Origin of the sequence: Acidicapsa acidisoli, assembly GCF_025685625.1 — a bacterium.
Lineage (GTDB): Bacteria > Acidobacteriota > Terriglobia > Terriglobales > Acidobacteriaceae > Acidicapsa > Acidicapsa acidisoli.
In genome coordinates this window covers 211,530-235,101 of record NZ_JAGSYI010000005.1, presented here as the reverse complement: position 1 = coordinate 235,101, position 23,572 = coordinate 211,530, and the positions used below count along the sequence as shown (strand labels likewise).

Here is a 23,572-nt window from a genome sequence, read left to right as displayed (position 1 = left end):
TCGGGCAGAGGATTGGAAGCGGCGAAACGAGCATGACCGGCATCATTCCAGCAGAATTCGCGGCGATTTTGGCTCAGCCTTTCAGCTTCGGCGAGCTTGAGCAGAATCTCGTCAGCAATCAGGCAGTCGAACGCCTCCTTGTCGCCTGCGCTCTCGGGACCGTGGTGGGAATCGAGCGCGAGTGGAAGGCCCAGTCGGCGGGCGTGCGCACCAATTTGCTGATCTGCATGGGCTGCGCATTTTTTACCCTGATGTCGGCAGTGCTTGCGGGCGATACTGGCACCAACAAGGGCCAGGTTGCCTCGAATATTGTGCAGGGCATTGGCTTTTTAGGTGCTGGATTGATCCTCCACAACAAGAGCCGCGTGAGCGGGCTGGCCAGCGCCGCCAGTATCTTTGTCGTGGCCTCGATCGGCATGGCCTGTGGAGCGGGCCTGTTCTTACCCGCTGTCATTGCCACGTTCATCGTGGTGGTGGCCATGCTCGTCATCGGATTCGTGGAGTGGAAGGTGAGCCTCAAGGCCTATCCGCTCATTTACGAAGCGCGCGGCAGCGACGAAACCAACATGCTGATCTCGATCCTCGATGCGATGGACAAGGAGCAGCAGCGCCTTGCCGGTGTTGACCGGGATGAGATCGGCGTTTTGCAGCGGGTCAGCTTTTCGCTCTCTGCTACGAAACGCCGCCATGAACGACTGCGCTCCCGCCTGCTTGCAGAGCCGGCCATCAGCGAATTGAAAACTTTCCGCGACCCGGAGGAAGACTAATCCCTTGATTCCCTTTACCAAAGCACACGCCTGCGGCAACGACTTTCTCATCATTACCGAAGACGCCGCCCAGGGCTACGACAAGGCCGAACTGGCGCAGCGCCTCTGCGAACGCAACACCAGCATCGGCGCGGATGGCATTGCGTTTTTTGAATGGACCGGTGAGGCCAACAACTCTGGTGGCCGCATCCGGCTCTACAACACGGATGGTTCTGTTGCCGAGATAAGCGGCAACGGCACGCGCTGTGTCGCTGCGTGGATGGCGGAGGAGCTGAATGCGCAGGCAGGGGACGAGCTCTCGATCGAGACCGACGCTGGAGTGCGTATCTGCGCAATCGACGATTTTCGAGATTCGGACAACGGCGGCCCAACCGTCCTGGTCACCACCGATATGGATGTCCCCGAGTACGAAGAGACGACGGTCGAGCTTGCCGATGGAACCGTGATCGAAGGCGTCTTTGTCGACATGGGCAATCCCCACTTTGTCATTCTCCTCGACACGCCGGAGAGCGAAGGCTTCTCCATCGAAGGCCGGCCGTGGGAAGAAGTCGGCGAGGAGATCTGTTTTCACCCCGATTTTCCCGAACAGACGAATGTGGAGTTCGTCCGGATGCTGGGCAGTCGCGCGGAGCCGCTGAATCAGGTGGCGCTGCGCATATACGAGCGCGGTGTCGGGCCGACGACTTCTTCGGGTACAGGCACTTCGGCGGCCGGGACTGCAATGATCGCGGTGTACGGCGCGGTTTCTCCGCTGGAGGTCGCTGCTCCGGGCGGCGTTCAGACCGTGGAATGGAACGGCCCCGGCGAGCATCTGTACCTTACCGGACCGGCAATGCTGATTTGCCGAGGCGAGGCCTGGTAGAGATGGCTGACCTGCTCAAGCCCCGCGCTGCCGCCGTAGGAGTCAAGGTAGCCGTTCTGTCGCCTGCCTCCTCGCCCGATCCGGCGAAGGTGGATCGCGGTATGGAAGCGCTGCGCAATCTGGGATTTCTGCCCATTGAAGCGCCGCACATGCTCACGCGCGGGCCGCTTTATTTCGCGGGAACCACGGAGCAGCGGCTGCTCGACCTGCACGCGGCGTTTGCCGACGATACGGTGCGTGTGGTCTTCGCCACGCGCGGCGGTTACGGCGCAAATTATCTGCTTGAAGGTTTGGATATGGATGTGCTCGGCGATCATCCGAAGCCGCTGTTTGGCTACAGCGACCTGACCGCACTCCAGATTACGCTGCTCGATACGCTGAATCTGCCCTCCTTTCACGGGCCAATGGTTTCGCCGGATTTTGGCCGCGAGGATGGAGTGCATCTGCCGAGTCTGCTGGCCGCTCTGGCTGGCGAGCCGTACCGGGTGGGCAAAGCCGAGGGGCTGCGGCTGCTGAAGGCAGGTGCAGAGGTGCAGCCGGTTCGCGGAACTCTGTATGGCGGCTGCCTGAGCATTCTGACAACGCTGCTGGGAACGGCCTTCGAGCCGCAGACGGAAGGCAAGCTGCTCTTTCTGGAAGACGTGTCGGCCAAGCCATTTCAAATTGATCGGATGCTTTGGCAATTGAAACAATCGGAGAAGCTGGACGGGGTCAAAGGCATCATCTTTGGCGAGATGCTGGATTGCGTTTCGCCCGGAGGCAGGCCCGATCTGCTGGAGGAAGTGATTCTGAACGCACTGGATGATTTTGAGGGGCCAATTGTAATCGGCCTGCGCAGCGGGCATGTCTCCCGCGCCAACGTAACGCTCACCTTCGGCGTGCAAGCTGAGTTGGTGGCAACACTGGAGCCGGAACTGCGTCTGCTGGAACCGGCGGTGGCGCGATAAATATGGCCGAGCGAAAGCACATTCATTTAAGCGGCATCTGCGGAACGGCGATGGCCTCGCTGGCTGGACTCCTGCGCGAAAAAGGCTGCCGCGTCACCGGCTCCGATGCGGCAGCGTATCCGCCGATGAGTGATCTGCTGCGCGAGATGGGCGTGCCGGTGGCGCAGCCTTACGCGGAAGCCAATCTTGATGCCAAACCTGGCCAGCCCGGTCCCGATCTCGTGGTCATCGGCAATGCGCTTTCGCGCGGCAATCCTGAAGTGGAGCGGTTGCTCGACAGTCAGAGTACTGTCAAGAGGATTCCGTTCACTTCGATGGCGGCCGTGCTGCATGAGGAGTTTCTTGCCGGGCGGGAAACACTCGTGGTCGCCGGAACGCACGGGAAAACCACCACGACAAGCATGTTGGCGTGGATCTATCAGACGGCCTCGCACGAGAATCCGGCGCTGGAGCCGTCGTTTCTGATTGGCGGCGTCGCGGAAAACTTCGGTACAAGCTATCAGCTTCGGCCCACGCACACCTTTCTGCTCGAAGGCGATGAGTACGACACGGCTTTCTTCGATAAAGGGCCAAAGTTTCTGCACTACTTTCCGGACGGGCTGATTCTGACCAGCGTGGAGTTTGACCACGCGGATATCTACGCCGACCTAGAGGCCGTGAAGCTGGCGTTCAAGCGGCTGGTGAACCTGATCCCGCGCGCGGGCGTAATTGTCGCCTACGACGGCAGCTCCAATGTGACTGAATGCGTAAGCCATGCGCTGTGCCGCGTCGAGCGTTATGGATTCACAGAGGGCGCGGACTGGCGTATCGAAAACCTGCGCCACGAGGATGGAAAGAGCCTTTGGGAAGTCCACCATGCCGGCGCGCTGTGGGCAGAACTGGAGATGCTGGTCGCGGGCGAACACAATGTGCTGAATGCAACCGCCGCGGCTGCGCTGGCAGCGAATCATGGCGTTCCGGTTGCAGCGATCAAGGCTGCGCTGGCGAGCTTCCGCAGCGTCAAGCGCAGGCTTGAAGTCCGCGCCGTGATCGACGGTGTCACCATCATCGACGACTTTGCGCACCATCCTACGGCGATTCGCGAGACGCTGCGGGCGCTGCGGCAGGTCTATCCCGCCGCGAACGGGACCACTGGCAGACTTTGGGCGGTACTGGAGCCGCGTTCGAATACACTGCGGCGGAATGTCTTTCAGCGGGAACTAGTCGACAGCCTCGCGCTTGCCGACCGCGTGATTTTGGATGCGGTTTACCAGCAACAGCGAATTCCCGAGGGAGAACGGCTGCATCCGGAGCAGGTGATTGCCGCTCTTAACGCGCAGGGAACTCCGGCAGAGCTGTGCGCCGACGTGGCGGCGATTGTGGATTCGCTCAACCGCCAGCTCCAACCCGGCGATGTGGTGGCGATTCTCTCCAATGGTGGGTTTGACGGCATCTACGAGAAGCTCCCGGCGTGTCTTGCGCAGCGATCGGCGCTTATCCCGGGAGCGCTCGCCCGGACATGATTGCATCTCTGCTCATTTTGGCGAGCTATCTTGTGATGGGATTGCCGACTGCGCTTGTCTGCATTCCATGGTGCCTGATTACCGGCGACGTAATGCCGCTCTACCGGGCGTCCTTGTTCGTAGTGCGCACAGGGTTTCGTCTGGCTGGTGTGCGGATTCAGGTAGAGGGACTGGAACTGGTTCCGCAAGGCGTTGCGTGTATTTTCATGTCTAACCACGTCTCCAATCTTGATCCGCCGGTGCTGATTCCATTGCTGCCAGGGCGGACATCGGTCTTTCTCAAGCGCTCGCTGATGAAGATTCCTGTGCTCGGATACGGGATGCGGCTGGCGGAGTTTGTGCCGGTTGACCGTGGCGGCACCGTGGAGGGCGCACTCGAGAGCACGAAGCGAGCGAGTGCGGTGCTGGGCAAGGGAATTCACATCACGACGTTTGTCGAGGGTACACGATCGCGCGACGGGCGGATGCTGCCGTTCAAGAAAGGTCCGTTTTATCTGGCGATGGAGACAGGTGCGCCCTGCGTTCCCATCTCCATTTCAGGCACGGAGTCGATGATGCGGAAAGGGAGCATGCGCATTGAGCCGGGGCTGGTGCGGGTCATCTTTCACCCGCCGATTTACCCCGCAAGCGTGGCCGACCGGGATGCTCTGATGCTCGCCGTGCGGGAGTCGATCGCTTCCGGGCTGCCGGAACGTATGCGCGGATGAGCAACGTTGGACGTAGGATTTTCTAGATAGAGTGCCGGATTTTTAACGTACAACGCCGGAGCATCAACATAAATCGTCGGACGGCCAACGATAAAGCTCAGTTGATCCGTTTTTCCTACTTCAGGATTGCGTTATAGCCGTCCCCGAGAAGCTTCTGGCGCATGGCAATGGCGTCGGCGCGATTTGAGAATGGGCCGACCTGGACTCGGATGAGCGAATCCCCCGGGACGCGGCGCGAGGTGACGGAGTAGCCGCGCTTCTGCAACGCGCTGACCAGCACAGCGGCGTCCGCCGGGTTCGAGATCGCGGCAATCTGGACCATGATTGCGGCCGCAGGCGCAGCGGCCTGCGTCGCCGCGGGCGCTTGCTGCGGAGCCGCGGCAGCCAGAGCGGGAGCAGGTTGTGCTGTGGCAGGCGGCGAAGATTGCAACTTGACTGGCTGCAAAGCGGGCTTCACACTCATTTCCGAAGTTGATGGTCCGGGCTGGCCGTCCGATGGAGTGACGGCGGGTGCTGTGCTTTCCGATGCGTCGGGGGGAGCCGCGTCGACCGGAGCCGGCGTTGGATCAACCGCAGGCTGCGATGCCGCGGAGGGCTTGGGCTGATTCTCGGATGGCTGCAAGGAGCCGGATGCGCTACTCGGCGCTGCGTCGGATGGAAGCTGGCTGGCCTCTGAGGGGGTGCGGCGGCCCAGCGAGTAGCCGAGGCCAAAGAAGAGTCCGCAAACCAGAACAAGGCCAAAAAAGATGGCAAGCAGCGTCGTCGAACTGATCGTAAGCTCCCTATCCTGTTGAGGATCGGGCTCAGCGATCTCTTCCTCCTCTTCAAATACGGTTCTCATCGTTGTTTCCTGAATATTTCCTGAAATTCGATATCGTTCGCGTTATGGTTCATCCGGAAGCTACTTGCTTTCCAACGGCGCCGGGGGTGTTATCGCGGGCCGTAACCCATCCCGCAGCCCGTCTCGCAATAATGACAGGATATCGATTGGGAGGGGGAAGACGATAGTGGTGTTCTTCTCGACGCCGATCTCGGTCAGCGTCTGCAGATAGCGGAGCTGCATGGTGAGGGGTTCTGTGGCCAGCAGGTGAGCTGCTTCGACAAGCTTCTGGGCGGCGTTGAATTCTCCCTCGGCGTGGATGATTTTGGAGCGCGCTTCGCGGGCGGCCTCGGCCTGCTTGGCCATGGCACGCAGCATCTGTTCCGGAAGGTCGACCTGCTTGACTTCGACGGAAAGCACCTTTACGCCGAAGGGTTCGGTGCGCTGGTCGATGATGCCCTGGATGCGCAGGTTGAGCTTGTCGCGATGGCTTAGAAGCTCGTCCAGCTCCACTTCGCCGAGTACCGAGCGCAGGGTGGTTTGCGCGAATTGCGAGGTCTGGTAGGCGTAGTTGGCTACCTGGACAACGGCGAGGGTTGGATTCAGCACGCGCAGGGTGACGACGGCATTGACCTTGATGGTGACGTTGTCGCGGGTGATCACGTCCTGCGGCGGGACTTCCATTACCTCCTGGCGCAGCGAAATCCGGACCATCTGGTCAAGCGGGCGAAAGACCAGAAACAGACCCGGACCTTTGGGCTCAGGCAGCGCGCGGCCAAGGCGGAAGATGACGGCGCGCTCGTATTCGCGGAGGATCTTGATGGAATTCAAGAGGTAGAGAACCAGAATGATGGCAACGATCAGGAACGGAAAACCGACAAAGCCCATAGACCCGCAACCCCCGCACAGGTCGGATTGTACTCCCTGCTAGGCTCAGGAAACGGGCAAAGACGGGGTTTGTATCTCGGGCTGAACCTGAAGAATATCGTCCTCGAAGCCGGTGACGCGGACGGTTTCCTTTTCCGGGATGGGAGCGGTTGCGATGGCCTGCCAGATTTCGCCTTGTACGAGGATTCGGCCGATGGGCAGCGTGTTCCGGGTCCAGATCGGTTCCATGGTGGCGCCGAGTGAGCCGACCAGCGCGGCGGGACCGGTGAGCGCCTTATTGTGGCGGGCCTTCACGGCGAGGCGCAGCAGCACGACGGTGATGATGCCGAAAGCGATGCAGAGTGAGATGGCGATGACCGGCTGAATGGCCATCTCGGGGATGGGCGCGTCCACTAAGGTCAGTGTGCCGAAGGCGAGGCAGACTATTCCGGCAATGGCTAGTATGCCGTGGCTTGCGAATTTCACCTCCAGCAGCAGAAGCACCGCGGCGGAAAGCAGCATCAGGATTGCCGTATGACGGATGGGCAGCAGGTCGAGCGCGAAGATGGCGAGCAGAACCATGACCGTTCCCAGCGCGCCGGGGACTATGGTGCCGGGAACGTTGAATTCGAGGTAGATGAGCAGTGCTCCGCCAACGAGCAGCAGCAGCGCGATGTTGGGGTTGGCGAGGTAGCCGAGCAGTTGCTCGCGAATGGTGGGTTCGATTGGGAGGATGCGGGCATTTTTGAGGTGCAGGGTCTGGGTGGTTGCTTCGCCGTTGTTGATCCGGGTGATAGTGCGGCCATCGAGCGCGGTGAGTAACTGGGTTTCGTTTGGCGCGACGAGGTCGATCAGCTTCTGGCCCGTCTGATTCAAGGCTTCATCGGCGGAGAAGGATTTGGAGGTGCGGATTGCGGTCTCCGCCACCTCGGCGTTGCGACCGCGCCGGGTGACGTAGGAGCGCAGAAAGGCCGCCGCGTCGTTCTCCATCTTCATCTTCATTGTGTCGTCGGGCGTGCCGGACGAGAGGACGGGATGGGCAGCTCCGGTGTTGGTGCCGGGCGCCATTGCGGCTATATCCGCCGCTTCCAGCAGGAAGAAGCCGGCAGAAGCGGCACGCGCTCCGGCTGGAGCGACGTAAATGATGACAGGAACCTTTGCGTTGAGGATGGCACCGACCATCTGGCGCGTGGAGTCGAGCAGTCCTCCGGGCGTGTCGAGTTCGACGAGCAGGGCAGCGGCATGGTTTTGATCCGCAGTGTCAATTGCCCGTTCGAGGCGGCCTGCGCTGATGGGTTGGATGGTGTCGCGGATTTCGATCTTGTAGACGATGGGCTGAGTGGCGGCTGGGTTAGCCCAGGCCGAAAGAGAAACGCAGGCGAAGCACAGGAAGAACAGGGCGATGAATTGCCGGAATATCAAGTTCGCGGGCTTTCGCATTTCGTGCTCCTGTGCCGCCGCCTGATTTGCTTCGACTTTAGTCAGTATGGCTGATTTTATTATCTCCCCGGACTCCGATAGCAAGTGACCGTGCCGCCAGCCCTCAAAATCCCGCCCTTGCTAATATGGTGCGACGCCTATTTCTGCCTTAGGATCTACATGCTCTTCCTGCGATTCCTTGCGCTCATCTCGCCTTTGCTGTCTCTAGCCGCCATCGCACAAACTGCACCTGATTTCGAACTCAACGTGCCCCCGGGCCACATCCGCATCCCAGTCCTCGTCACAGACAAGCAGGGCAGACCTGTATCCGGCCTCCATGCAGATGACTTCAAAATCTTCGATAACGGAAAGCCCGCTCCCATCGCCGCATTCCTTGCCCTCTCCACTGCATCGTCCGCCGCAGCCCACTTCACCGTCTTCTACCTCGACGACCGGCACCTCACCTTGGAGCAGATGAACAGCGCCAAGCAAAATGTCGATGCCGCTCTTCCCGCCGCGCTCGACTCCAACGGGTACGTCGCGATCGTCACAGGAACCGGCTCTGTGAACAGCGGATTCTCCCGCGATCCCGGTCTGCTCCGCCAAACCCTCGCCTCCATCCACGCAACACCCTTTGCCGCTCAGGGAACTAGCGCCCACAACTTCGACCTCATCGGCATCTATGCCTCACTGGCCGATTACGCCTCCCGGATGTCCAAACTTCCCGGTCGCCGGCTGCTCGTTCTCCTCTCGCCCGGCTTCTCCGTCGACTTCCCCGAAATTCGCTCTGCCGCTGCCGTCTCCATAGACCGCATCGTTCAATCCGGTGTTGTCCTCAATGCCTTCAACACCCAGGACTCCACCTCCGTCACTCGCAGCGAGGACGATATAGTACTCGAAGAACTCAGCTCTGCCACTGGCGGCTCATTTTTCCCCGGCCCCTCCCTACCTCCCGCCCTCACCCAGTACCCCGAACTTCTCTATCTTCTCGACATCCCGCTCTCCGCCATCCGCGCCGATGGCTCTTCCCATCAGCTCAAGGTCGTCATCTCCCAGCCAGGTAACCATGCCCGTGCACGCAAGAAATTTGTTGCGCCCAGCTCCGCCAAATAGATTATCTGCAAGGACCATGGTCGCCGGGTGTCTCACGTCTGACCTAAGATTGGAATGTCGAAAGTGGATCGGACGCTGAGGTCCGACGGTGGGTTTTCTCGGATTTCATGTCTCCAAAAGGCGAGACATGTGGCACCCAATCATTTTTGGATATTTAAACACGTGCCACCCGCCCTAATACGGCGAGAGACAGAAGATCCAATATCAATCTGCCTTTGCCTGATTCCACATCTCACGCAGCAAGAGCCATTTGCCATCCCGGCCCTTTCGCAAAACTAGAAGCATCTTGCCACGGCCATCGAAGGGCGGTTTCCCTCCCGGCATGAGGACAATCTGATGTTCGTTGCACCATTCCGATGCGAGGTCGCCGGAGGCTTCGATGGCGAAGCACTCCAGCTCAAACTTCTGCATCTTCGCGCCTTTGATGTCTGAGGTGACCTTGTCCAGGAAGGCGGAAATCGCTGACTTTCCCACGATGGGATCAGTGGAAGGCAGCAGGCTGATACCATCGTCGGCCCACAACGCTACAGTGGCTGCATTGTCCATTTGTCTGGTCGCGTCCTCAAACCGGCGGTTGAACGCTTCGATCTCAGCGCGGGGACTGGGGGTCGCTGTTTGCGCAATCACCGGCAAGGCCACGGCCAAAAGCAGCGCGGGAAATACTGGAAACCTTCGCATAGTCCTCCTTTTGTTCAACGGGCAACAACGCGAATCGGAGCCATCTGTATGCGATTGTTATTTGTTCTGATCGGAAAATCGAACTTTTCCTCCGGATGTTGTTGTGCGCGCAGGTGTCACCTGCCCTGGCGTGACCAGGGCCTGAACGTCGGACACGAGCAGTTGGACCGTCGCTGAAAAGGTGGCGTCGCGATTCTTCTTGAAGAAGGCTGGATTCACCTGCTCAACGAATCCCCACAGGGCCACGTGGGTCTGAGTATCCGAAACGCCCACTCTGATCTGCGGCATGTTCAGGCCGGGGGACTCGACAAACCGGATCGCAAACACCAGATCGGCATCCTTCGGGTCCAACACCAATTCGTACCGGCCCCAAGCCTTCATGCCCGCAAAAAACTCGTTATAAGCTCGTTCCGGACCTCCACTATAGCCTGACGGAAAGGCAGACACGTCCCCGAGTTCGTAGGAGATAAACGCTCGCTTGCCGTTCAGCAGCGGGGTGGGTACTGGAGCTGCGAGAGAGTTGACGCCCTTTGCCGCAGAACTTCTCTGGGCGCCAAGCGGCATCGCGAAGCAGGCACAGAGAGCGCCCATTGCGACAATATTCCTGGGTAATCGAAGCATGATGTCTCCAAATTCTGAATTTGGTCCGCATTTCTGAATGGTGCCTTATCGAGAGCCTTTTCAGTGATTCTTTGTTCCCGGCAGTGGGTTGTGCATCCAAATATTTACGATATTCCGGTGATTTCACCGTGTTCATCTACGTCGATTCCGAGTGCGCGGGAGATTTTGGGCAGTCCTGGCATCAGTATCATTGCGCCCGAGAGGACGACGAGAAATCCTGCGCCTGCGGAAAGTGAAATGTCCGTTACGTGGAGCGTCCATCCTGTCGGCGCGCCCAGGCGCTTGGGATCGTCGCTAAGTGAGTACTGTGTCTTTGCGATGCAGATGGGCAGTTCGCCAAAACCCCAGCGGGTGAAGCGGGCGAGGCTTTCTTTGGCACGCTCGCTCAGCTTAATTGCGTCTGCGCCGTAGACTTTCTGCGCCACCTTGGTGATCTTTTCTATCACCGGGTCGCTCAATTCGTAGGCGGTCGTCAGTTCGATATGCGGATTTGCGTCGATCACTTCGACGACCTTCTGCGCCAGCGCCGCCGCTCCTTCTCCGCCTTTTGCGTACGCCTCAGAGAGTACGAAATTTGCTTTGCGTGTTTCGCAGAACGTGCGCAGCGTGTCAAGCTCAGCCTCGGTATCGTCTGGGAATCGATTGATCGCGACCACCACGGGCAGTCCAAAGCCGCGCACGATGGCAATGTGTTTTTCGAGGTTTGCGGACCCTTGCTTCAGGTCGCCTTCGCCTTGCTGCTTGACGCTTTGAACTGTCGTGACCAGCACTGCGATGGAAGGCTTGATGCCGGACAAGGGGCTGACAAGGTCCATGTACTTTTCTAAACCGAGGTCCGATGCGAAGCCAGTCTCGTTGACCACGTAGTCCGCCATCTGCATCCCCATTTTCTGTGAGAGGACGGAGCTGGTGCCGTGCGCGATGTTTGCGAACGGCCCGCAATGCACCATCGCAGGCGTGCCTTCGGTGGTCTGCGCCAGGTTGGGGAGCAATGCTTCGTGCAGCAGCGCCATCATCGGTCCGGTTGCGTTCAGGTCTGCTGCGCGCACTGGATTACCCTTGCGGTCCTGCCCGATCACGATCCGCGCCAAGCGGGCGCGCAGATCTTCGCGGCTGGTGGCCAGCGCCAGGATGGCCATGATCTCCGAAGCCGCCGTGATGAGGAAGCCGCTGTGACGGTTGCTGCCATCGCGATGCTTCTTATCCGTATCCGTTTTCTTTGGACCCGTCACGTTGACGGTGACGTGACGCAGCGCGCGATCGTTCATGTCCAGCGTGCGCGGCCATGTGATGCCGTCCGGGTCAAGGTCAAGTTCATTGCCATGGAACATGTGCGAATCTACGAGCGCCGCCAGAAGGTTGTGCGCGGAGGTGATGGCATGAAAGTCTCCGTGGAAGTGAAGATTGATCTTCTCGGCAGGCTCCACTTGCGAGCGCCCGCCACCGGCCGCACCGCCCTTCATGCCAAACACCGGTCCCAATGACGGTTCACGCGAAGCAAGGACAGCGCGCTTACCGATCTTCTCCAGACCCTGCACCAGCCCAATCGAGGTAACGGTCTTGCCTTCGCCGGAGACCGTTGGAGTTGTTGCTGTCACCAGAACCAGCTTTCCGCCGCGACGGAATCCAGCGTCTTCCAGCAGGTCGAGACTGAGCTTCGCGGTGACCGGGCTGCGCTTCTCGTAGAGGTCTTCTGTCAGGTTCAGCTTGGCCGCAACCGCTTCAATGGGCAACAAGGATTTCTTCACGCAATGTCCTCAGATGCGTTTCAACGAACGCACCACTACTTCAAGGATATCTGCTGCTTCGGGAGCGCATCCTTCCATTGCCCGGCATGATTCGGTTGTGGAACCGGGTGAATTAAGTTTTTGCAGGCGGTTTAACCGCCGGGATGGAAGACTTTCTGGTGGCTGACGGTGTCGCCGTCTTCGCGTTTCAGACTGAGGAAGACGATGGTCGAAACGATGGTCAGGCCTCCGAGCGCGATGAGAGCCTTATGAATGCCGTGGATCATTTCGGTTGGTCCCGATTGGCTGTTGCTGGGAACGAAAAACGCTGTCGCCAATCCCGCTGCGGCTACGCCGAAGCTGATCGACATCTGTTGCATGGTGCTTGCGATGGAACTGGCGGCGCTTGCCTGCTGGTCTGTGGTGTCGGCATAGACCAGCGTGTTCATGCTTGTGTACTGCAAGGATGTAAACGCTCCGTAGAAAAATGCCTGGAGCACGATGATCCAGACCGGCGTATGAGGGCCAATGGTCGCGAACAGCAGAAGGAGCAGGCCGAGGATGATGGTGTTCGAAGTGAGCACCCAGCGGTAGCCGATGGCTGACAGAATGCGCGGCAAAACCGCCTTCATCGCCAGGGAAGCCAGGGCCTGAGGCATGATGAGAAGTCCAGCCTGCACTGGAGTGAAGCCGAGGCCCACCTGATAGAGCAGCGGCAGGAGGAATGGCACGCCTCCGATGCCTAGCCGGGAAAAGAAGCTGCCGCAGACCGCTGCGCGGAAGGTGCGAATCTTGAACAGGCTCAGTTGCAGCAGGGGGGAGGTAAGCGATTTTGCATGCAGCCAATAGCCCGCGAGCAGGGCAAGCGAAAGCGCCAGCATACCGGAGATTTCGACCGAGCCGAGGGTGTGTTCTCCAAAGACTTCAAGCACGTAGGAAAGCAGGGCGACGCCAGCGCCGAAGAGGATCAGCCCGACTGTATCGAGCGGGTGTGTCTCCTCGCGGTAGTCAGGTAGATGCAGATAGACCATGACCAGCCCGATCAAGCCAATCGGGATGTTGAGGAAGAAGATCATGCGCCAGTGCAGATAGCCGACGATCAGGCCGCCGGCGATGGGTCCGAGCATGGGAGCGACCAGCGACGGGATGGAGACGAAGCTCATGGCGCGGAGGAGATCCGCTTTGGCGAAGGTCCGGACCAGGGTGAGCCGGCCTACGGGCACCATCATTGAGCCGCCTAAGCCTTGCAGGATGCGGCAGGCAACGAGTACTTGGATGTTGCTCGATAAGCCGCATAAGAGCGACCCGAGCGTGAAAATTCCGATGGCGGTGGCGAAGACGCGCCGCGTACCGAATCGGTCCGCTACCCAGCCGCTGATGGGGATGAACACGGCGAGGCTCAACGTATAACTGGCGAGAACCGCTTTCATGCTGAGAGGACCGACATGAAGCGCCTCGGAGATTGCGGGCACGGCGGTATTCAGAATTGTGGTGTCGAGCGACTCCATGAAAAACGCAACCGCGACCAGCCACGGAAGCAACCTTTTGCTGGCGACGGAGTGGCCAGGCGAAGCTGCGAGGCTATCTGAGGGACCGGATAAAGTCATAGATTCAATCTCATAGTTCCATAAAACCACGCCAGCCCATGTCTACCGGATCACATTCGAACTTTCTTGAACTGAATCCCGGTGTTACCACCACGGTGCAATCTGGCTCAGCAGGAGAGGCGGACACATTTCTTGACGCGGAGGCAGTTATCGGGTGTACTCGATGGAGACTGGCCGCGGAAGGCCAATCCTTGAGCTATGGCGTTTGCAGTTGGGCAGAGAATCGGCGATTACGAAGTCGTGGGCCAGCTCGGCGCCGGCGGCCTTGGGGTGGTGTATGAAGTGCAGCACCTGATTTCGCGCCGGCGTGAGGCGATGAAGATTCTGCTGCCGGATCAATCGGGTGCAGCGGAGATGGTGGAGCGGTTTCGTCGCGAAGTGCAGACGCTGGCGGGGCTGAACCACGGGAATATCGCCGCGCTTCACACAGCTTTCTATCATGAAGACCAACTCGCCATGGTGATGGAGCTGGTGCATGGCGAGACTCTCCGGGATCGCATTCTGAGAGGGGCGATTACGCTGCCCCAGGTATTGGATATTGCCGGCCAGGTCTTGCAGGCGCTCGACTATGCTCATCGCCTGGGGGTAGTGCATCGGGACATCAAGCCCTCGAATATCATGATCACCGAAAGCGGCCTGGTGAAGCTGCTCGACTTCGGAATTGCCCGCACGGAACAATCCAGCGATCTGACCAAGTCCGGGTTCATGGTCGGTTCTCTGAATTACATGTCTCCGGAGCAGGTGAGCGGGCAGAAGGCGACTGCTAGCTCGGACATTTATTCCGTCGGGGTGACGGTTTACGAGCTATTGACGGGAAGGCTTCCCATTGCCGGGGCCACCAGTTACGAGACGATGTTGGGCATTATGCAGCAGGTTCCTGTGCCTCCGCACGAGATTGCGCCTGCGGTTCCGAGGACTGTTTCAGCGGCAGTGATGCGAGCGCTGGAGAAAGATCCGATGAGGCGCTTCGCAACAGCGGCGGAATTTCTCGCTGCGCTGCAAGGGGCTTCCGCAGGCCATCCTACCGCTCGGGAGCGGGCAACGGGTCTCGCTCCGGCGATAGCTCCGCCTCCGCCAGTTACGCCAACCCTCTTGCACCCCTCCACCGGGATGGTTCGGCCGACGCTGCAATCGGGGAGCGGAATGCAGAGCCTGCCGCTGGAAGAGGTGACCCGCAAACTTGCGGTCTACATTGGGCCGGTTGCCAAATTCGTGGTCAAAAAGCTGGCCGCGCAATCGGACGATATCGATTCGATTTATCGCGAGGCGGCCAAGCAGATCACTTCAGAGACGGACAGGGCCGCATTTCTGCGGTCAAAAGCTCACTAAAACAAAGGCTCATTAAAACAAAGACTTATTCATACGAAGATTCAATCAGTCTCTGCGTTCATCCATTCAGCATCTCGAAGGCTTTGATGAGACTGGTGTGCATCCGGTTAAAGGATGCGGTCACCTCCGCGATTTCGTCCTTGCCGTTTACGGCCAGGAGCGGCTGATCGATTTCGCCTTTGCTGATGAGGTCGGCGCTTTTTGAGACGCGGCGAAGTGGGCGGATCACGATGAAGTACATGGCGAGATCGATGAGGACGATCGTTAGCAGAAAGATGGCCCCCAGACTGATGAGCAGATTGTGGAATCCCCTGTCAGCGAGGGCTATCGGAACCGACATGGGGACGGAAACGATCTGCGCGCCGACGATGTCGTTCGGTTTCCAGCCAAAGCCATGATCCGGACCATAGTGACGGATCATGGCTTTGGGCGCGATCGACGGCTGCGTGTGGCACTGCAGGCATCCCTGAGCGGCAACAATCGGGGCGGCTACATAGAGGACCTGGCCAGTGGGAGTGCTGCGTTCGCCGACATGTTGTGTCTGATTCGGATTGTTGCGGAAGTAATTGATGAGGTCGACTTCCCACTCGGTGGCGCGGTCATCGAGATTGGTGGGATTGAGCGCAGCTTCCCGAAGCACGTAGTCTGGATAGGAGGAGCGCAGGTATTTGAAGGTGACGTTGGCCGCGGAGAAGGGAATGGTCTGGGCCAGAAAGTCGCTGCTGTGTTGCGGCGTTTTCTCCAATATGGGACTTACGTGCTGGTCGGTGTAGTCCTTTGTGGCGCTAGCGCTGGCGGCCATGAGTTCGGCCTGTTGAAGCACCTGTTGCCTCGCATTGTCCATGAGGAAGTTGTAGGCAAAGTAGGCAATCAGGGAGATGCCCAGTCCGAAGATGAAGATGAGCACCAGGTTGAATTTCGCAAGTAGCTTCACGGAAGTCTCCTCGACCGGCACAGGGATTGAGATTGGATAGCGGGATGGAGAAAGTCGAAATATGGGCTGATAGCCGATACTTTCACCGGAGGCTTCAGCGAAAGCGGCTAAGCGCTCAGCAAGAACAATCGCAGCCTCGCGAAAGGCTGTCAAGTGTGCAGCTGTACCGTGGCCGATCAAGATACGGCACTAAAGTGCAACCAATTTCGAAATCGACAGTGATCCCTGTGCGGGCGTGAAGAGTTCTAGGGTTTTACCGCAGCAGCGGGCTTTCCATCGCTTGCGGAGTGGCTGTCGATGCGGGTCTCGATGACTTTGCGCAGGTCTCTGGCGGCGCGGCTGGTGTTGTCGAGCTGCACTGCTTCTTCGGCCTCTTTTTGGGCTTCGGGGAGGTGATTTGCAGCAAGATCGAGCCTTGCCAGGACGAGGTAGGCGTCGAGATTGGGCTGGCGGTCGAGCGCGGCCTGGGCTTCTTTTCGGGCGGCGTCGATGTCGCCGGCGCGTTCGCGGACTTCGGCGAGGCCTGCGTGGGCCTGGGCGCTGTGATCATCGGCGGCGAGGGCTGCTTGATAGCCGCTCTCGGCCTCGAGGAGCAAACCTCGATCGAGCTTTGCCCGCGCGGAGGCGCTGAGTTTGGCGGCGCGTTGGGGACCGGGAAGCGCGGCGAGGCGGGCGGCTTCGACCTGATCGAGCATCAGCGACGCCTGGCGGAAAGCAGCCCCGTTGTAGGTGCGCTTGATGCGCTCAAGTGGCTCGGGCTGGCTGGCCATCACGCCGTCGGACTGAGATGTGGATTGGGGCTGTGGTTTGTCTGTCTTCCAGGCCTCTTCGAGAGCTTTGGCTTCGCTGTCGTTGGGGCGCAGCTTGAGGCTCTGGGCGAGTTCGGTGAGGGCTTCGGACTTGTCGCCGTGCCGGTGGAGGCTGACGGCGAGATTGAAGTGGTAGTCGGAATCGGTTGGGTCGGCGGCCTCGGCCTGGCGGAAGAGTGCGATCGCCGCGGTAGCGTCATGCACGCGGCGGCTGTTGGCGACGGCCTCGTTGTTTACCACCTCTGGAAGCGGCAGTACCCGGGCGACGGCGGCAAAAGCTTCTTCAGCGCGCGGATAGTTGCCGGAAAAAATGAGTGAAAGGCCGCGGTAGAAGGCTGCTTCGAGCGTGGTTGGGTCAGGCGAGCCCGAAGGGCGGGTGACTTTGCTGAAGGAAACAGCGGCCTGTTCGTATTGCTGATTGGCGAACTGGAGTTTTCCGGTTGCGATCCAGGCGGCGGTGAAGTCGGGGCTGAGATCGGTGGCCTTTTTCAGATGGCGCAGACGCTCGTCGGTGTCTCGCTCCGTCAGACCGCGGATGTACTGCTCGAAGGCGTCCAGGCGCACTTTGGAACCGGCTGCGCGGAAGGTTTCTTCCGCAACGCCGAAACTGGGGTCAAGCTTGCGGGTTAGTTGCCAGGCCAGAGAATTGAGCAGTGGAATGAGCTGCGAGAGCTCTCCGGTTTCGGTGATCGGGTCGGAGAGGCGCAGCTTGCTTACATCGACGATGCGCGCCTGCAGCGTGAGAGTGCCGCCCGTGACGCGATAGTTTCCGATGAGGATGTAGTTGGCGTCGAGGGTTTCTGCGATGCGCAGAGCAGTCGCCCGGCTGGGCTCGAAGGTTTCCGGCAGGCCGAGGTGGTCCAGGGCGTAGAGGCGGTCTTCGCGGGTCAGCGGGAGGAAACCGGCTGAGCTGAAGCGGCTGTTCAGGATCTCAGGGGCTGCTTCGCGGATCCAGTCCAGGGTCGCGGGGTCGGGATTTGTCTGCGTCTTCACCTGACCTGGAGTCTGCGCGGCTGGAATGGCAGGGGAGGGCTGATTGGTGGCTTGATCGGAGGCCTGGTCGGCGAGATTGTCGAATGGCAGCACCAGCAGGATGCGCCCCCCGCCAATTGAAGCGGTTGGGTCCGCGCCGCCGTCTGCCGTCGTCTGGCCATGAGCCTGCAGGGCGGAGACGGCCGCCAGAAGTACAACTGCGGCGGCAAGCCCGGCTGCTGGAATACGGGATCGAAGAAAATTAAGCACAACACCGTGATTATAGGCGTTGGGTATCGGCTTTGCCGGTCCATGGCGCCGACAAAGCCTGCCTCATCCGTCGACGAGGAACAGACTTCGGCACCCTGAACACGAACTAGTTTCCGGTTGGGATGATGCCCGCATTCTCGACCATCAGGATGACCGTCCGATGCGGAGCGCGTGTTCGGTGCAGGGTCCCCTTTGGCACGACAAAGCCCAGACGGGGTCCGAGTTCGACGGTCCGGTCTTCAAGGTCGATGAACAACGTGCCCTCGACGACGTAGAAGAATTCGTCGTCCGCATCGTGCTTGTGCCAGTGATATTCGCCCTCGATGATGCCGACGCGGACTACGGATTCGTTGACTTTGCAGAGGGTCTGGTTGAACCACTTGTATTCGCAGGCGTCGGCGAGCGCCTTTTCGTCGATGATTTCAAGCGGCTGATAGAGGATGTTCAGGCGGGTTTCGTAGGGATAGTCGGTGACTGAATCGGCCATGGGAGCCTCCGCTCTGGTTATCTCCTGCAATTTCTTACCTTACAACGGGTGCAGACTGCTGCAATGTGCTGGGAAAGGACTCATTTCTGTCCGACCGGGCCTCGACGGCGCGATGAAATCGAAGAACGGCGGCCCACTGGAGGTTATCGACGTCCTGCCACACGATGTCGCCGTCGAGCTGGCGGGCGATGGCCGCCGCGGACAGGTCGTGGTGCAGGCCAAAGTACTCTTCTTCTACAGCCGGGCTGTTGAGGTGAAAGGGCAGAATCGTAGGTTCTTCTTTCGTGGAAAAAACCAGCGCCGAGGAAAAGCCACCGGGGTCCTGGGCTGCGCGGTCGATCTGGGCGGCGGTGAAGTCTTCGATACGGTCCACATCGAAGGGAGTTTTCACATATCCCAGCTCTGGGCGGGTCAGTTCGTCGCTTACCGGCCAGGCCGTGAGCACGGTCGAGCCGGGGTAGCGCGCGGCGAGTTGGCGAATCGCCTGCTGGTGGAGGCGGATGACCCGGGCATAGGTGAGATTGTCCTCGGGCGCGAAGCCGTAGGGAGGATTGATGAAAAGAGCCACAACGAAGGCAGCCGCCGAGAAGACCGTCAGCAACTGCCAGTAACGAACCCGGCGATGAAAGGTTGACACGGCGATCAACAGCACGAGGGGATACATCGGCAGCAGATAGCGCGTAAGCAGCGCCCCACCGAGGACGGAAAAGGCCAGCGCGTTCGCCAGCAGGACGGCGTAAATGCGCGCCTGCGCCGGGAAGCTGATGCGGGCCGGGGTTTCGCCGGCTTGATTCTTAACTGGATCGAGGACCATCGCGGCTGCGGTGCAGAGGACGGGCACGAACATGTTCATGTGGCCGAAGAGGTGCAGCAGGCGGTGGCCGAAAGCAGCCAGGATACGCAGCGGTTCGAGCGTCGAAGTGGCGTTGTAGCGGAGGAATTCCGGGTTGCCGAAGAGGAAGCCGGTCTTCGCGCGGTGGTAGGCGTACCAGGCAGCCAGCGGGATAACACAAAACAAATGCGCAGCGGCCAACTGGTAGCTGCGGCGGCGGATTGGTTTGGATTTGCGGAAGCCAGCGGTGAGTTCAAAGGCGGCCAGCGTCAGCGGCGTGATGATCGCTGTTTCTTTGGCGAGGGCTGCGATTGAGAACCAGACTGCGGCAAACCAGAATTTTCGGATGCCGGGCTTTCGGTTTTCGTCGGGAAGTGCGTAAACCAGACCCCAGAGCGTGGCTGCGGCGGCGAAGATGTCGGCATGGGCCAGGGTGCTTTGCGCGAACCAGATGGGGTAGAGGGTAGTGAGGAGTAGCGTCCAGAAAGCTACGAGCGGGCTGGGATTGAGGCGCATGGCCAGCTTCCAGACAGCAAGCAGTCCAACTGAGGCAACGATAAGGACGGCTTCGCGGGTCACAGCCGGGTGAAATCCGCCGAGATGCCACCAGAGAGCCAGGTAAACCGACGGCAACGGCGGGTGGGCGTTGGTGATTGTCGTGATCGGAATCAGGGAGCCGGTGCGGAAGAAGTCCCAGGCGGCGGGGATGTAATAGCCTGCTTCGTCCCAGTAATACGGCAGCCGGAGCAGGCTCCAGTGCGTCAGGTAAAGCGCCGCGAAGATGACCGGGAAGATCATCCAAAGCGGAAGGGGCGCGTCGGGGCGTGGAATGAGTTCAGATCCGCTGAGTTTCCGCATCAGGGTGCGCCAGCGACCTGCACGGGGCGTAGACGGGGTGGTTGGATCATCCTGAGCTGCCTCATCCCAATCCTGGTGCAAAATCGGCACCAAGGATTGGGGGCGAAAAGGCAAGTACATAGGTGGGTCATCCGCTGTTGTGGTGCCCCACCCTTGCCGCAAAATGCGCGTCAAGGATGGGGCACCCACTTTTGTGGATAGGGCGTCTCTTGTGGATGGGGCGCCCGGAGTCTTGCTTTCGCCAGATTGGAAAGTGCTCAGTTTCATCTCACTCGGTTGGGCGCGCGGCTGGCAGACGGTTCATCTTGCGGGATCAGGCTTCGACGGTGAACAGCCGGGAATAGCTGGGAAACAGCTAATTGACGGTGCCCTGGGGGAAGTTCGGAATCTGCGGTTCAAGATTCAGTTCGCCAAAGGCCTGTTCATACTGGGCCAGATTTTGACCGAGCACATTCCACAGGGCCTTGGCCTGCTGTGGACTCAAGTAAATTCCCTGGTGATTCTGGATGCTGAGCTGATCGGGGCTCTCGGAGTTGGCCTGGCCGAAAATGAGATGAAAATCCCAGACGCTGACGCGGATCTGAACGCTGTTGGCGTAGGTGTCGCGGTATCCGGCGGCCTGGACCATGTTGACGCGTGGTTGCTGCGGGTTCTGGCTCATAGTCTCACCAGATTACTCTGGTGGACGGTGAAAAGGCGACTTGCAGCGTGGCTGCGGCATCCAATTCTTTGTATCTCAGAGAGCAGGGCGAGCCGGGAAGTTGCATTGGATGCTCGCTTTGCCGTGCCAATCGTCAGGGTGAAATCAAAGCATGGAAATCCATCAGCTTCGCTATTTCTGCGCAGTGGTTCGAACCGGTAGCTTTACCAAGGCGGCAGATCAGGAGGGGGTCACACAACCTTCGCTCTCACAACAGATTCAGCGGCTTGAGCAGTCCGTCGGTTCACCTCTGTTTGTCCGTCTGGGCAGATCGGTGAAGCTCACGCGTGCCGGAGAGGTTTTTCATCCTCATGCGTTGGAGATCCTGAGTTCTTCGAAGAAGGCGGCGGCACAAGTGCGTCAACTGGAGCAAGGCATTCGCGGTCCCCTGCGCGTGGGAGCGATTCCTACGGTATTGCCTTATTTGCTTGCGCCGCATCTTTCCGGCTTCCTTCGGCAATTTCCAGAGGTCGAACTGATTCTGACCGAGGAGACAACGACGCGTCTGGCGGAAATGCTCCAGGCCGGCGATCTTGATGCGATCATCTGCAGCCTTCCCCTGCGCTATCCAAACGTCGTGTGCAGCGAGCTGATGCGCGATCCACTGGTGCTCGTTACCCCAAAGGGGCACTCGCTGACAAGCCGAACAATTGCCTCCACCTTTGATCTTTCCGGTGAACGGCTGCTGTTCCTGAAGGAGGGTCACTGCTTTCGTGAAGATATGCTCACCGCCTGCACGCGCAACCGCGCTGAGATGGCGCCATCCTTTGAAGCCGACCACTTCGGCACGATCTTCCCACTGGTGGCTTCGGGCGCCGGCATTACGATTGCTCCGATGATGGCAGCGGCTCATGCCGTGAATTGCTCCGTCGTGCCATTGGCCAAAGCGCAGTTTCGACGCGTGGGCTATGCACGGCTCGAAAGCAGCGTTCGATTCAAGCCGCTGCAAGCCTTCACGAAGTGGCTGCGAACGGTGGCGGATACCATGTCCGATACCATGTCCGCTCAGGTGTCTCCATAGGCGCTTGCCTATGGCTCTCATAGCTCCGCATCTCTGTATCCAAACGACTGTGCGCGTTAGGGTTAGAGAGCGCGCCAACATTGTGCTTCCAAGGCACAGGCGCAAATGTGGAGACAATAATGAAAGCACCGATTGCAATCGCACTTCTTCTATCCGGAAGCCTGCTCTGGGCGCAGCAGCAAAAGACTATGACTACCAATTCAGGAGCACCTGTCGGCGACAATCAGGATTCACTTACGGTTGGCAATGACGGACCCGTTCTTCTGCAGGATCTGCACTTGATCGACAAGCTCCAGGCCTTCGATCGCGAGCGTATCCCGGAGCGCGTCGTGCACGCACGCGGAGTCGGGGCACACGGCTTCTTCGTTTCCTACGGAGACCAGTCGAAGTACACCAAGGCGGACTTTCTGAATGCCGCGGGCAAGCAGACCCCGGTCTTCGTTCGCTTTTCCACCGTGATGCCCTTCCGGGGCTCGGCGGAGACGGGAACGCGCGATCCCCGTGGCTTCGCAGTGAAGTTCTATACCCAGCAGGGCAACTACGACATCGTCGGAATCAACCAGCCGGTCTTCTTTATTCGCGACGCCATCAAGTTCCCCGACTTCGTGCACGCGATGAAGCCCTCGCCGGTGACCAACCGCCAGGATCCGACACGTCAGTGGGACTTCCTTTCGCTGGACAGGGAATCGACCAACATGATGACCTACATGTACCTCGACAGCGGCACTCCGCTGAACTACCGCCAGATGGATGGCTTTGGCGTGCATGCGTTCCGCTGGGTCAATGCGCAGGGCAAGGTCGTGTTCGTCAAGTACAAGTGGACCTCGATGCAGGGCTACCTGAACACCAACCCGCGTACCCTTGCTGCCGCGTTTCTGAAGGACACCCAGGAAGGCACCGACGATCTCTATCGCGAGGTCGGCAAGGGCAACTTCCCCTCCTGGGAGCTGAGCGTGCAGATCGCGACACAGGAGCAGTTGGATAAGCTGGACTTCGATCCGTTTGACGACACCAAGATTTGGCCCGAGTCGATCTTCCCCCAGACCAAGATCGGCAAGATGACCCTCAACAAGATGCCCGATAACTTCTTCCAGGAAACCGAAGAGTCAGCCTTCGCGCCCGGCAATTTGGTTTCCGGTATCGAGCCCTCGCCGGATCGCATGCTGCAGGGACGTCTGTTCTCGTACCTCGACACGCAGCGCTACCGCATCGGACCCGACTTTCAGCAGCTGCCAATCAACCGCCCCATCTCGCCGGTCAACAACTACAGCCAGGATGGCCACATGGACAACCGCGAGACGCACGGTGAGTACAACTACCAGCCGAATCGCGCAGAGAACACGATTGCCGAGAATCCGGCCTTCGATTATTCCCCGATTCAGCCGGACGGCCCAAGCCAGCAGAAGCCCATCCGGATCAAGGATGAGTATCGTCAGGCAGGCGAGTTGTACCGCTCCGTGAGCAAGCAGGATCAGGACGACCTGATTGAGAACCTGGTGCACGACCTCTCGCAGATTACCAATCCGGACACAGTCCTTGCGGCGGTGGCCAACTTCTACAAGGCAGACAAGAACTACGGAACCCGCCTTGCAGATGGCCTGCACATCAGCGTAGATCAGGTTGCAACTCGCGCTGCCGCACTCTAATTACAAACACGCAATAGACAGATTGCAGTCCGAGCGTAGATTTCAATGCTCGGGCTGCGTCTGCGCAGCAAAAGAGA

At 59.5% G+C, this 23,572-nt stretch carries 21 protein-coding genes; 9 read left to right on the top strand and 12 right to left on the bottom strand.

The features are described from left to right. Window positions 1-32: 32 nt before the first annotated feature. From OHL23_RS26080 to OHL23_RS26060, 5 genes are read left to right on the top strand one after another with little or no spacing between them, the layout of a single operon-like run. Window positions 33-767 (top strand): MgtC/SapB family protein, encoded by a 735-nt coding sequence (locus OHL23_RS26080; protein ID WP_263354981.1) that lies wholly within the window; start codon window positions 33-35, stop codon window positions 765-767. 4 nt (window positions 768-771) lie between these two features. Continuing rightward, window positions 772-1,629: a diaminopimelate epimerase gene (gene dapF / locus OHL23_RS26075; protein WP_263354980.1), complete on the top strand. Its 858-nt coding sequence runs from the start codon at window positions 772-774 to the stop codon at window positions 1,627-1,629. A gap of 2 nt (window positions 1,630-1,631) precedes the next feature. After that, the gene (locus OHL23_RS26070; protein ID WP_263354979.1) at window positions 1,632-2,576 is read left to right on the top strand and encodes a S66 peptidase family protein; all 945 of its coding nucleotides are present in this window, start codon (window positions 1,632-1,634) and stop codon (window positions 2,574-2,576) included. Window positions 2,577-2,578: 2 nt separating this feature from the next. Then, a complete protein-coding gene (mpl, locus tag OHL23_RS26065; protein ID WP_263354978.1) occupies window positions 2,579-4,078 on the top strand; it encodes a UDP-N-acetylmuramate:L-alanyl-gamma-D-glutamyl-meso-diaminopimelate ligase in 1,500 nt (499 codons plus the stop codon). Next, a complete protein-coding gene (locus tag OHL23_RS26060) occupies window positions 4,075-4,785 on the top strand; it encodes a lysophospholipid acyltransferase family protein (protein WP_263354977.1) in 711 nt (236 codons plus the stop codon). The genes mpl and OHL23_RS26060 overlap by 4 nt, the downstream gene beginning before the upstream one ends. A 115-nt stretch (window positions 4,786-4,900) precedes the next feature. Here the strand turns inward: OHL23_RS26060 and OHL23_RS26055 are convergent, their stop codons facing one another. Genes OHL23_RS26055 through OHL23_RS26045 form a run of 3 tightly spaced genes read right to left on the bottom strand, consistent with a single transcriptional unit; the run spans window position 4,901 to window position 7,912 of the window. Beyond that, complete coding sequence (locus OHL23_RS26055; protein WP_263354976.1) at window positions 4,901-5,626, bottom strand: SPOR domain-containing protein; 726 nt, start codon at window positions 5,624-5,626, stop codon at window positions 4,901-4,903. A gap of 60 nt (window positions 5,627-5,686) precedes the next feature. Further along, entirely contained in the window at window positions 5,687-6,493 is an 807-nt protein-coding gene (locus OHL23_RS26050) for a slipin family protein (RefSeq protein WP_263354975.1), read from the bottom strand. A 45-nt stretch (window positions 6,494-6,538) separates the two neighbouring features. Beyond that, entirely contained in the window at window positions 6,539-7,912 is a 1,374-nt protein-coding gene (locus OHL23_RS26045) for an NfeD family protein (RefSeq protein ID WP_263354974.1), read from the bottom strand. 159 nt (window positions 7,913-8,071) lie between these two features. Here OHL23_RS26045 and OHL23_RS26040 point away from each other — a divergent pair, with 159 nt between their 5' ends. Then, a complete protein-coding gene (locus OHL23_RS26040) occupies window positions 8,072-9,004 on the top strand; it encodes a VWA domain-containing protein (protein ID WP_263354973.1) in 933 nt (310 codons plus the stop codon). A 204-nt stretch (window positions 9,005-9,208) separates the two neighbouring features. Here OHL23_RS26040 and OHL23_RS26035 read toward each other — a convergent pair whose 3' ends face one another. The 4 genes from OHL23_RS26035 to OHL23_RS26020 all read right to left on the bottom strand — a co-directional run bounded on the left by OHL23_RS26035 (window position 9,209) and on the right by OHL23_RS26020 (window position 13,637). Further along, window positions 9,209-9,682, bottom strand: coding sequence for a YybH family protein (locus OHL23_RS26035; protein WP_263354972.1), 474 nt, complete (start codon window positions 9,680-9,682; stop codon window positions 9,209-9,211). 57 nt (window positions 9,683-9,739) lie between these two features. Next, entirely contained in the window at window positions 9,740-10,303 is a 564-nt protein-coding gene (locus OHL23_RS26030) for a hypothetical protein (protein WP_263354971.1), read from the bottom strand. Between the two features lie 104 nt (window positions 10,304-10,407). Further along, entirely contained in the window at window positions 10,408-12,051 is a 1,644-nt protein-coding gene (locus OHL23_RS26025) for a formate--tetrahydrofolate ligase (protein ID WP_263354970.1), read from the bottom strand. 131 nt (window positions 12,052-12,182) lie between these two features. Next, the gene (locus tag OHL23_RS26020; protein WP_263354969.1) at window positions 12,183-13,637 is read right to left on the bottom strand and encodes a DHA2 family efflux MFS transporter permease subunit; all 1,455 of its coding nucleotides are present in this window, start codon (window positions 13,635-13,637) and stop codon (window positions 12,183-12,185) included. 198 nt (window positions 13,638-13,835) lie between these two features. Between OHL23_RS26020 and OHL23_RS26015 the strand changes: the two genes are divergently transcribed. Next, window positions 13,836-14,966 (top strand): serine/threonine-protein kinase, encoded by a 1,131-nt coding sequence (locus OHL23_RS26015; protein WP_263354968.1) that lies wholly within the window; start codon window positions 13,836-13,838, stop codon window positions 14,964-14,966. Window positions 14,967-15,024: 58 nt separating this feature from the next. On the opposite strand, the gene OHL23_RS26010 is transcribed toward OHL23_RS26015, so the two are convergent. From OHL23_RS26010 to OHL23_RS25990, 5 genes are all read right to left on the bottom strand, one after another. Then, on the bottom strand, window positions 15,025-15,900 hold the full coding sequence (locus OHL23_RS26010) for a c-type heme family protein (RefSeq protein WP_263354967.1): 876 nt from the start codon (window positions 15,898-15,900) through the stop codon (window positions 15,025-15,027). Window positions 15,901-16,145: 245 nt separating this feature from the next. Continuing rightward, window positions 16,146-17,951 (bottom strand): tetratricopeptide repeat protein, encoded by a 1,806-nt coding sequence (locus tag OHL23_RS26005; protein WP_263354966.1) that lies wholly within the window; start codon window positions 17,949-17,951, stop codon window positions 16,146-16,148. Window positions 17,952-18,057: 106 nt separating this feature from the next. Continuing rightward, window positions 18,058-18,438, bottom strand: a complete 381-nt coding sequence (locus OHL23_RS26000; RefSeq protein ID WP_263354965.1) for a cupin domain-containing protein — start codon at window positions 18,436-18,438, stop codon at window positions 18,058-18,060. A 34-nt stretch (window positions 18,439-18,472) separates the two neighbouring features. Further along, window positions 18,473-20,248: an ArnT family glycosyltransferase gene (locus tag OHL23_RS25995; protein ID WP_263354964.1), complete on the bottom strand. Its 1,776-nt coding sequence runs from the start codon at window positions 20,246-20,248 to the stop codon at window positions 18,473-18,475. A 235-nt stretch (window positions 20,249-20,483) separates the two neighbouring features. Next, the gene (locus tag OHL23_RS25990) at window positions 20,484-20,789 is read right to left on the bottom strand and encodes a DUF3467 domain-containing protein (protein WP_263354963.1); all 306 of its coding nucleotides are present in this window, start codon (window positions 20,787-20,789) and stop codon (window positions 20,484-20,486) included. Between the two features lie 151 nt (window positions 20,790-20,940). Here OHL23_RS25990 and OHL23_RS25985 point away from each other — a divergent pair, with 151 nt between their 5' ends. Then, entirely contained in the window at window positions 20,941-21,849 is a 909-nt protein-coding gene (locus tag OHL23_RS25985; RefSeq protein ID WP_263354962.1) for a LysR family transcriptional regulator, read from the top strand. 119 nt (window positions 21,850-21,968) lie between these two features. After that, window positions 21,969-23,495: a catalase gene (locus tag OHL23_RS25980; protein ID WP_317891732.1), complete on the top strand. Its 1,527-nt coding sequence runs from the start codon at window positions 21,969-21,971 to the stop codon at window positions 23,493-23,495. Window positions 23,496-23,572 lie beyond the last annotated feature (77 nt).